General features: G+C 69.5%; 6 protein-coding genes. 1 reads left to right on the top strand and 5 read right to left on the bottom strand.

All coding sequences use genetic code 11. The annotated features are described in order from the left end of the window. Positions 1 to 30: 30 nt before the first annotated feature. The 5 genes from BIU91_RS03990 to BIU91_RS03970 form a co-directional block, all read right to left on the bottom strand. Entirely contained in the window at positions 31 to 693 is a 663-nt protein-coding gene (locus BIU91_RS03990; RefSeq protein ID WP_071404309.1) for an ATP-binding cassette domain-containing protein, read from the bottom strand. Further along, complete coding sequence (locus BIU91_RS03985; protein ID WP_071404308.1) at positions 690 to 1,982, bottom strand: hypothetical protein; 1,293 nt, start codon at positions 1,980 to 1,982, stop codon at positions 690 to 692. Before BIU91_RS03985 ends, BIU91_RS03990 begins: the two co-directional genes overlap by 4 nt. Beyond that, the gene (locus tag BIU91_RS03980) at positions 1,970 to 2,875 is read right to left on the bottom strand and encodes a hypothetical protein (protein ID WP_071404307.1); all 906 of its coding nucleotides are present in this window, start codon (positions 2,873 to 2,875) and stop codon (positions 1,970 to 1,972) included. Before BIU91_RS03980 ends, BIU91_RS03985 begins: the two co-directional genes overlap by 13 nt. Before the next feature lie 290 nt (positions 2,876 to 3,165). Next, a complete protein-coding gene (locus tag BIU91_RS03975) occupies positions 3,166 to 6,975 on the bottom strand; it encodes a TIM-barrel domain-containing protein (protein WP_071404306.1) in 3,810 nt (1,269 codons plus the stop codon). Between the two features lie 330 nt (positions 6,976 to 7,305). Further along, a complete protein-coding gene (locus BIU91_RS03970) occupies positions 7,306 to 9,129 on the bottom strand; it encodes a histidine-type phosphatase (RefSeq protein WP_071404305.1) in 1,824 nt (607 codons plus the stop codon). A gap of 352 nt (positions 9,130 to 9,481) precedes the next feature. On the opposite strand from BIU91_RS03970, the gene BIU91_RS03965 reads away from it, so the two are divergent. Continuing rightward, complete coding sequence (locus tag BIU91_RS03965) at positions 9,482 to 9,709, top strand: hypothetical protein (RefSeq protein ID WP_139196627.1); 228 nt, start codon at positions 9,482 to 9,484, stop codon at positions 9,707 to 9,709. The last annotated feature ends 59 nt before the right edge of the window (positions 9,710 to 9,768 follow it).

Below are 9,768 nucleotides of genomic sequence, written 5' to 3'. Positions count from 1 at the left end.
GGTGCCAGCTGGCACCGTGCCTCCAGTCCGTCAGTAGACGCGCGCGATGAGCTGCTCGTGTTGTAGCTGCAGTCGACGTCCACATCGCTGTGCAACGCGCTCACTGTGGGTGACGATCACGAACTTGGTTCCTGCCTGCTGCAGCCGGTCGAAGAGGGCGAGCACGTCGTCTTCGGTCGTCTCGTCCAGTGCGCCGGTGGGCTCATCGGCGAGGACGACGGCAGGGCGCTTCGCGATGGCTCGAGCGATCGCGACGCGCTGCGCTTCTCCTCCTGACAGTCGTCGTGGGCGCTTGCCAGCGAGGTGACTGATGCCGACCGCCTCGAGAGCCTCATGTGCGCGGTCAGCGGAGTCAGCGCGAGCAGGAACTCCGAGCTGGACGTTGTCGAGCACGCTGCGGTCGCCGAGCAGGCTGTGGTCCTGGGTGACGATGCCGATGTGTCGGAGTCGGTGCGCCGCCATCCTCCGTGCGGTGCGCTCGAGCACGTGCCCGTCGTGCTCGTAGGTCCCGCCGAAGTCGGTGTCGAGGCCGGCGAGGATCCGGAGCAGTGTGCTCTTGCCGGATCCGCTGCGCCCGGTGATGGCTACTGAGCGATCGTTTTCGCGAAGGTCGAAGTCGAGTCGGTCGAACAGTGCTCGGGTCGATCCGTCGGGCTCGGTGATGGTCTTGGAGACGTCGCGCAGCACGATCATCGTGGGGTACCTCTTCGGCGTTGGGTGGTCAGTTCGATGCGGACGGCTCGTCGACCGAGTGCGCCGTCTGCCACACACCAGAGGAGCAGGGCGGTGCCGGCGCCGAGTCGTGCCATCGCACTGTCGTTGGGGAGCAGCGCGCTGGACGTGAGGAACAGCCCGAGCGCGGCGGTGTACTCGGTCAGGCGGCTTGCGCGGAACAGTCGGTTCGTGGCATCCGGGCTCCTCCCGAGGAGATGGTGGACCCGCGCCACTGGCGCTCGACGGTTGTGCAGGAGCCGGTGGAGGAACGCCGTGATGATGCCCACGCCCGCGGTGAGGACGACGAGCAGCGCAGTGACGAGCACCAGGTTGTCCTGGATGAGCTGGCGGACGAGGGAGAGCTGCACGAGGTAGGTCGGAACTCCGAGCAACGTGTACGACCGGAAGCCGGTGTCGTCTCCGATCGCGTCGAGACGCGCGACGACGTCCCCGAAATCGAGGCTGTGATCGACGGCGAGGTCGGCGTTGAGCACCTGGAACACCAGGCGTCCGAACAGCTCGGGATCCAGCCGGTCGAGTGCTGCTCGGTCGAGTCCGGCGAGTGTCGGCGGGTAGGGCACGATGGCGGTGTCGTCGAGGTAGTGGTTGGCCTCACCGCGGAAGTACATGGCGCTGTTCGGTTCGAGGAAACCGACGACTTCGAGCTCCTGCTCCTGCAGGATGACCGCTCCGGTGAGTCGCTCTCCGAGCTCGTACACGCCGCGGTACTCGTTGCCGAGCAGCACCGGGATCCGGCCGGATCCCCAGTCGACAGCGCTCCACTCGATCGGCTTGCCGTCCTGCACGGAGAGCCCCGCGAACTCGTACGCGGTCTCGTTGAGCTGGATCGACTTGATGTCCTGGACGCTCCGTCCGGACTCGTCCTGGTACTTCCCGTTGAGCGTGTACTCGGTCCCGTAGCCGACGTCGAAGCGGTCGTCGCCGCGGAAGTCCTGGACGGTGACGGGCTGGTCGTACGAGGAGATGAAGTCGAATCCGGGCTCGTCATCGATGCGGTCGACGAACGAGGCGACGTCGTCGACCGCGTGCTGGTCTCGCCGGATCGCTTCGAACGCATCCGGGTCGAGATCGTCGACCACCGTGTAGAGGTCGGCGTCGGCATCAGCGGACAGGCCCTGGGCCACTGCCTGCGAGGTGGACTGGGTGAACGACGCCACGTTGTACCAGCAGAGTGTTAGCAGCACGAGCAGGACGATCTTGGCGACGATGATCGTCCAGTTGGACCGGAGGTCGTTCAGCAGTTCCATCGTCGGGTTCCCTGCAAGAACGAAGCGACGGACACGGCGAGCACGACGGTTCCGACCGCGACGACTGCGGGGGTGACGTCGAGGTCGAGGATGGTGGTCTGCCTGACGACTGCCGCGCCCGCGAGGGCTGTCGTACAGGCGGCGGTGCCGATCACAGCGACTCTGGCGGCCGCGCTACGAAGGGTGTTCAGCGGTCGGATCCCGGTGGTGAAGCGGACGGCGGCGCTGCGGAGTTCCCATCGTCCGGCCTGAAGACCTGCGACCACGGCGATGAGCATGATGACGAGCGCGCCGAGCGCGACCAGGACGGGCGACACGGCGTCGACGTTCGTCCTGCGGTTCGTGCCGTCGTCGATTACCTCGACGCTTCGGCCGGGGAACTGTGCGCTGTAGTGGTGGGCGCTCCTCGGGCCGTCGAGGAGCAGCCGTTGCGGTGACGCCGAGAACTGCGCCGGATCGGCGAGGACCACGTCATCGGACAGCAGGCGGTCGGTCCGCACACCGAGACGCCCCACCACCTCGTACGTCGTGCCACCGACGGTGATGTCCTCGTCGCGGACGTCGACAGCAGCGCCGACGAGGGCCTCACCGGGACGCCCTGTCAGAGCGTGCCCGTCGTGCAGCGGAACGTCTGTCCACTGTCCGGACAGGACCACGACGGCGCGGACGTCACTGTCCAGACCCACGAACACCTTCGTCCCCGGTTCGAACGCGCTCCGAGCACGCATGAGTTCGTCGATCGTCGCGGTCACCCACGCGCTCTGGCCGGAGCGAAGATCGTTGCCCTCCGCGGCAACGACACGTCGGCGAGCGTCGAACACCCCGATCAAGACCGCCAACAGCATTGCCAGCAGGAGCAGGCCCGTGATTGCCGTGACCTGTTGCTTCGTCACGTCTTCTCCTCACGCCACTCTGGGTGTAGATCCGACCACCGGCCGTTAACATGTCAGACGTAGAGCGTTTTGTCGAGCAACCTCGTCTTCGGTCGCGACCGTCTTGCGGACGCGTGATGGGGAATCCGCAGCGCAACCACGGACGGACGGGAGGCCCGGTGCCAGCTGGCACCGTCCCTCCAGGCACGGCCGTCACCCCGCTGGCGCGGTGCGCCGGTACCGGCTGGTGGGGCCCACCTCCCGTCCGTCCGTCCGTCAACTGCCCCTGACAGGTGACCGCTCAGGCGGGCTCAGGCACGCACCCGGCGACGCCTGCTCCGCAGCGTCCACACGAGTCCACCAGCCGCGAGCAGTGCCGCCGCCAACAGCCCGAGGGGGAGCAGGTTCGCGCCCGTCCAGGCCAGTGCGCCGCCCGGGTCGCTCCCCGCATCCGCGCCCCCGTTGCCCGGCGCTGCCGCGCCCGGTGTACCGGATCCGCTGTCACCCGGCGTCGGAGCGCCGCTGCCCGGCGTGCCCGCACTCGGCGACGTGGTCGGCGTCGGAGCAGCCGCAGCCACCACGGTGAAGGCGGCCCGAGCCAGGGCCGCACCGTCGACCGATGCGGTGACGGTCACCCGACCGGACGCGGTGCCGGGCACCCGCAGGTCGGTCGAGAACGCACCACTCGCGTCGGTGTGCGCGGTGGCACCACCGATGCGCGGCGCGGTCGCCAGCACCACGTCGGTGTCGGCCGGGAACCCGGCGCCGGTCACGGTCTGCGTGTCGCCCGCGTCCACCCGAGGCGACTCGACCCGCAGGACCGGGGTCGCCGCCGCCTTGCTGCTGAAGGCGACGACCGTTCGCTTCGTCACGGACCGTTCGTCGACCGGCACGCTGATGGTGCGGGTGTCGGAGTCGTAGGTCCAGGCGGTGTCCGCGATCACCCGGCCGTCGATCGTGACGGTGCGGGGGCGGTCGGCGTTCGTGAACGTCGCCGTCCACGAGCGGTCCTGCACCTGGCCGGTAAAGGAGCCGTCGGCGGGGGCGATGACGAGGGAGCCGCCGGTCGCCTGTTGCGTGTAGCGGACGGCGGTGGAAGCGCTGCCCGCGGCTGCCTTCGCGGAGACGGAAGCCGCCGTGTCCTCGCCGGCGTCCTCGTGCAGGTCGAACGAACCGTTCGCTCCGGTCGCCACCGTCAGGGTGACGGCGTCGAGCGGTGCGGCGTCGTTCTTGACCTGCTCCGAGCGGGTGGGGACGATGCCACCGCTCTTCACGAACACCGGCATGCTGTTCAGGTCGGTCGTCACGTCGGCGGTGGTGCCTCCGGCGTACGTCTTGCCGGTGAACCAGTCCGTCCACGAGCTGCCGGCCGGGAACCAGACCGAGCGGGTCGCCGTGCCGGAGTCGTCGTTCGCGGTGGTGACCGGGGCGACGAGGACGTCCGGGCCGTACAGGTACTCCGAGCCGGCCTGGGCGTAGGACTCCTGCGCCTCGGGGTACTGCAGGTAGAGCGGCTGCAGGATCGGCGTGCCCGTCTCGGTCGCCTGGGCGGCGAGCGTGTAGGTCAGGGGGACCAGGGCCTCGCGGAGGTTCAGGAACCGCTTCGCCGACGCCTCGGCAGCGGCCGGGTACTGCCACGGCAGTCGGTCGCTGTGGTTGCTGTGCAGGCGGTCGATCGGCTGGAAGGTGCCGAGCTGTACCCAGCGGGCGTAGAGGTCCTCGGGCAGCTGGGTGGTGCCCTCTTCGGCGCCCTCGATGCCGTACTGCGCACCGTTGTGTCCACCGATGTCGTGGCTGACCGAGGCCAGGCCGGTCGCGGCGGACTCACCGGGGGTGTAGCCGACCTCGGCGAGGAGCATGTCCCACGACGACGTGGTGTCGCCGGTGAAGTGCACGGTCGTGCGCTTGTCCGCCCACGGGCCGGTCGGGACCGCCTGCGGGTTGCCGTAGCCACCGGCCGTCAGCGAGCCGTACGCCCGCGAGAATGCGAGCCCCCGGCCGCCGAGTGCCTGGTCCGTGTACTTCGCGTACTGCTGGTTGATGAACGCGTCGGGGGTGACACCGTTCGCGGAGTACTTCGAGTTCTCGCTGCAGCACCAGTCGAGCCACCACATGTCGACGCCCTTCGGCTGCAGCGACGTGTGCAGGTCGAAGTACGCCTTGAGCTGGTCGGGGTCGGACCAGTCGAACAGGTACCGGTCGCCGTCGCCCTTGGTGAGTTTGCCCTTCGCGGTGGTCTGGGCCTTCGCGAACTGCGGGTCCTGGCTCGAGATCGACGGGTGGATGTTGAGGGTGTTGTGGATGCCCTCGGCGTGCCAGTCGGCGAGCAGGCCGGTCATGTCCGGAATCCGGGACGGGTCGACCGACCAGCCGTTCCACTTGCTGTCGCCCTGGTTGGTGGGGCTGCCGATCTTGTAGTCGGTGTCGATCGCCATGACGTCGACGGGGACGCCTTCGTCCTCGAACTGCTTCGCGATGGCCAGGTAGTCGGCCTGCGAGCGGTCGTAGTACTCGGAGTACCAGCCGCCGTACGCCCAGCGGGGGAGCAGCTTCGTCGGACCGGTCAGGACGGCGAGCTCCTCGAGCGCGTGGCGGTAGTCCGAGCCGTACCCGAAGACGTAGCCGTCCTGGTAGCGCTCGCCGCCGTGGTCGCCGGCGGGGGTGACGGTGTCGGTCGCCTGGTCGTACAGCGCCGAGGCGCTGTCGTCGAGGAGCGACCAGCCGTCCTGGTAGAGCAGACCCGGGTTCGTCTTCACCGATCCGTTGGCGGTGTCGAGGTCGCGTCGGTACCCGCCGAGCGGTGCATGTGCGGCGAGGACCGGCGACGCGGTGTCGACCACGGCGACGGTGTCGAAGTTCACGTTGCAGTTGTTCGCCACGGTCGGGCACCCGATCACGACGTCGTTCGTGCCGGCGGCCAGGTGCACCGGCACGGTGGCGGTGTTCCAGTAGTCCCAGCCGCTCGTCTTCGGGAGCGGTGCAGTGGTCGACTGCTGACCGGTCGGGGCCGCGGTGAGTGTCGGCGCCCCGGCGGAGCCGTTGGCGTAGCGGACCTGCAGGGCGTAGTCGCCCGCGGCCGGCACCCCGGTGACGTGGGTCGTCAGCTGCGCCCCGGCACGCTCGAACCCGGCGACGAAGCCGTCCCCGGCGAAGCCGTTGTGGTTCGTGGCGGTCGTCGCCGGAGCGGTGCGTGCCGAGTCCTCGGCCTGGCAGACGGTGCCGAACGCGCAGTCCTCGCCGGTGACCGTGGTCGACGGTGCCGGGTAGGCGGCGCCGGTGCTGACCAGGGCCAGGCTGTCGACGTTCACCCGGCCGGAGTCGTCCGCGGTGCGTTCGATGCGCACGCTGTGTTCGCCCGCCGTCAGGTCGAGCGTCGTGGCAGCGGTGGTCTTCCAGTCGTCCCAGTTCGCGCCGGGTGCGAGCCGGATCGTCTTCGCAGCACCGCCGTCGACGGTCACGCTGAGGGTGCGGGTGGCGATCTGGCCGTCGCCGCCCTGCGAGTTCGCGTAGCGCAGGGCGAGGTCGTACGAGACGGCACGTTCCGCCGTGGTCGTGAAGGTCATCGCGTTGCCGACGGACTCGAAGCCGGCGGCGAACCCGGCTCCGGTGAAGCCAGCGTGGTCCGTCGCGAGGGACAGGCCGGTGAGTCCGAGCGCCTCGGCCTCGCAGAGCGACCCGATCGTGCACGAGGGGGTCGGCGTCGACACCCACGGCGTGCCGGTGACCTGCTGCCCGGACGCCGTCATCACGGTGGTCTGCAGGGTGTCCTGCGTGAAGGCCCCCGAGCCCTCCTTGTACCGGACGGTCATCGCGCCCGTGTCGAGGGTCAGCCAGCCGTCCCGCTCGGTCTTCGTGAACGTCGTGGGTGCGAAGTCGTCGCGGCCGATGACGTTGAAGGTGCTGCCGTCGGTGAACTGCGAGTCACCCGCGTACTCGGTGCGGATCAGGGTGGGGGAGAGCACCTCGAACCGGGCCTGGCCCGAGACGACGGTGCGGTCAGCGGCCGGGTCCGCGGCGGCCGGGATCGCGGCGATCCCGAGCATGCCGAGGGCGGTCGCAGCGACGATGCCCGACGACAGCGCACGGCGCAGCCCTCGGGATCGGAAGGAGATGGGGCGCAAGTGAGTGCTCCTCGTGGACGTCGTCGTCCATCGGGCCGTGCAACGGCCGTGACCTGCGGGCCGTCCCTGCGGCGGCCCGTTTACAACGCTGTAAACCATACGACCCGGAGGGCTCCCGAGGAAGGGGCAGCTGGGCGTCGGCTCGTTTCGCGGCTTCCGCCGCGATCGTGAGCGGCGTGGTCGCGTCGTCCGTGGCCCTGGACTCGAGACGCTGACGGACTGGAGGCACGGTGCCAGCTGGCACCGTGCCTCCAGTCCGGCCGTCACCCCGCTGGGGCGGGGCGCCGGTACCGGCTGGTCATCTCGAGAAGCCGCGGATCCGCGTCGGTGTCACTCGGTGGGTCGCAGGCGACGCCGGCGACGCAGCACCAGCGTCCCGGCGCCGGCCAGGAGGAGCAGCGTCGCGAGCAGCGCCGGTCCGACAGGTGACTCCGCTCCGGTCGCGGCCAGCGTGCCCGTTGCCGCCGCCGGGATCGTCGGCGGGGTCGTCGGTGCGCCGGCAGCATGGGGCGCTGGTGCCACGGTCGGCGTCGGCGTGCGCTCCGCGGTGGGCGTCGCGGTCGGTCCTGGCACGGCTGCAGCGATCAGCGGGCTCTCGGTCATCGCCGTGCCGGTCAGGCAGTGCTTGAGCTCGGTCTCCTTCACCCAGTGCGACCCTGCGGCGACTGCACGGCATCCGGAGGCGAAGGCGATCTCCCGCTCGTTGTAGAGCATGCGCACGAGCGGCGTGTAGGTCGCTCCGGTGGCGGGGTCGATGCCCGCTCGCGACACGACGTCCCACTGCACGTTCGCAGCCATCGGCGTCACCTGGGATCCTCGCCACGGGTTGGTGGCGTCGTCGTAGACGTCGGCGTCCGAGGTCGGAGCAGCGTTGTCGGGCGCGGCGACGGTGGATCCCGGCAGACGGAGTAGTGCCGCGAACGGGATGATCGTCTCGGCGTGCGCGAAGCGGAAGGTCGCGACCACGTCGCCGCCGGCGACGCGGGCGTCGATCGTGGCGAAGAAGTCGTCGAGCAGGGGCTCGGCGATCGAGTAGGTCTCGTCGTGCCCGGCGAGGCTCGGGCCCTTCTCGTAGAAGTCCTCGGCGTCGAGCAGGTACGCGAACCACTCGGCATCCGCCGGCCGGCCAGCGAAGTACTGCGCGAAGTCGAACTGGTGCGGAGCGACGTTCTCCTCTTGCATGTCGGCCGCGATGATGTACAGGTTGTACAGCGACATCGCCGCATCGATGGTGCTCTTGATCGACTTCTTGGGATCGCCGCAGGCATCGGGATCGGCCTTGGTGTCGGCACCGGGCGCACACGCCACCGCGCCGCCCTTCGAGCCGTCGGCGGTGTTGTACCAGGTGTGTGCCTTGTCCGTGCCGATCGCGGCGATGAACCCGGGCGTGAAGATGCCGGAGAGCAGGTCCTTCGCCGCTTCGACGGATCGCGGCTTCGCCTCGATGTACTGCAAGGCCGCCGCGATCGTGCCGCCGTCACCGGTCTGTGCGGCGACGTAGTCCTCGTACGCCTGGGCCCGCTGGCGCTCGGGCGACCCTTCGGCCTTGTCGGTGCCGTCCGGGTTCTCGACGTCGTGGAAGTAGAGCAGGTCAGGGCGCGGTTCGAGCTTGACACCCGTGGCCCCGAAGCCCCGCAAGAAGTTCTCGCCGGACTCCGTGGCGCGAGACTCACCCGAGGTCTCGGCGACCACTCGCCCGCCCGTCTTCGCCGCAGCTGCGAACAGCTGCTCGTTGCGCTGCGCGGCCCGTGCTCCGATGCCCTGGTGCTGGGTGGCGCCCTGACCGGTGAGCATGCCGTAGCCGTTCGCGACGTTCGCCGCGGTGATGGCATCGAGGTTCGCGGAGGACGCCTTCCCGATCTCCGGCGTCAGGAACCCGTTCTCGGCCTGCGCGGTCGCGGCGAGACGGTGCAGCAGCGCGTCGTACTTGTACGCGGAGAGTCCCCGCGATCCGTGTCGGGCGACCGACTCCGTGGCGACGGGGGCGTAGCCCGTCGGTGCCGGCGAGTAGGCGTCGATGTCCGACTGGCTGGGGGCGATGTAGGGCTGCTTGCTGCTGGTGAAGCTGGCCTCGTCGGCGTGTGCCGGCACCGCGAACACCAGCGAGGCGAGGGCAGCGACGGCAACGCAGGACAGTGCGGTGCGGGTGTTCATGGGTCCTCCGGTATCGGGACCCTGGGGCAGCGGTCCGACAAGCAGAGGTAGCGGCAGCGGGTGAACAAGCCGTGACCTGGGGGTGGCCGGACGGTGCTGCCGGACACGGCAGCGCGCGTGGGACGCGACGACAGGAGCGCAGGCCCTGGACGCATGCCGCTGTCGGACTGGAGGCCCGGTGCCAGCTGGTACGGGGCCTCCTGTCCGTCAGTTGCGGGCCATCGAAATCTGCTTGTAGCTGCGAGGAGACATCAGACCTTCCTTCCTTGCACTGGCTGGCGCCCTTGTCGAGGACGGTCGGGTTCCACCCCGAAAACGTTACGGTGCCGCTCGTTGATAGTTGGATGGAAGCATGTTCTCTCGCATTCCGCCTCGTGTGTTCGGCCTTGCCTTCGGCCTCGGGGCTCTGGTCGCGGGGCTCGTGATGGCGCTCCTCGGTGCGGGCGTCCAGTACATCGGGCTCGTGGCCGGAGGGCTGGTCATCGCGGCGATGGGATTGCTGGCTGCGATCGTCGGCGCGATCGGCTTCGCACTCCACGGGTCCGCCCGATCCGAGCGCGACCGGTCGAAGCGAACCTGAGTCGCTGTCAGGCTCGTTCGGTGGTCGATCGTTGTGCGAGACAATCCGCTCGCCGTTAC

The sequence above is a fragment of the Curtobacterium sp. MMLR14_002 genome, from assembly GCF_001864975.1.
Lineage (GTDB): Bacteria > Actinomycetota > Actinomycetes > Actinomycetales > Microbacteriaceae > Curtobacterium > Curtobacterium flaccumfaciens.
This window is presented reverse-complemented; position numbering and strand designations above follow the sequence as displayed.

What these genes read in the sequence shown, in the direction of transcription:
- BIU91_RS03970 (WP_071404305.1), bottom strand. Translation starts at nt 9,129, where the DNA reads ATGAACACCCGCACCGCACTGTCCTGCGTTGCCGTCGCTGCCCTCGCC.
- BIU91_RS03985 (WP_071404308.1), bottom strand. Translation starts at nt 1,982, where the DNA reads ATGGAACTGCTGAACGACCTCCGGTCCAACTGGACGATCATCGTCGCC.
- BIU91_RS03965 (WP_139196627.1), top strand. Translation starts at nt 9,482, where the DNA reads ATGTTCTCTCGCATTCCGCCTCGTGTGTTCGGCCTTGCCTTCGGCCTC.
- BIU91_RS03990 (WP_071404309.1), bottom strand. Translation starts at nt 693, where the DNA reads ATGATCGTGCTGCGCGACGTCTCCAAGACCATCACCGAGCCCGACGGA.